Below are 256 nucleotides of genomic sequence, written 5' to 3'. Positions count from 1 at the left end.
TAAAAGGAGAATTCCAGTCATTGGTGCACGAACGATAGCAGTAAAAGTTGCAGCCATCGCTAAAATAATAAAATTTGGGAAAAGATTGGGCGACAAATGCAAGAGAGGAATGACTGTTGTAGCAAAAATGCTACCAAGACTAGCACCGAGTACTAAGAGGGGGAAGAATATTCCTCCGGGAACACCTGAAGCATAGCTGATGAGGGAAATCAAAAACTTTGCAGCAAAGACCAGACAGAGAAAGGCAAGTCCCCAA

1 protein-coding gene is annotated in these 256 nt (G+C 43.0%); it reads right to left on the bottom strand.

Annotated features, from left to right (window positions below; translation table 11 throughout):
* Positions 1 to 256 (bottom strand): chloride channel protein (locus tag ETC27_RS18155; protein WP_205742791.1); only part of this gene is annotated, 256 nt, incomplete at both ends.

Origin of the sequence: Onishia niordana (genome assembly GCF_004798965.1) — a bacterium.
GTDB lineage: Bacteria > Pseudomonadota > Gammaproteobacteria > Pseudomonadales > Halomonadaceae > Onishia > Onishia niordana.
Note: the sequence above shows the minus strand (reverse complement) of the source record. Positions and strands in the feature narration are given on the sequence as shown.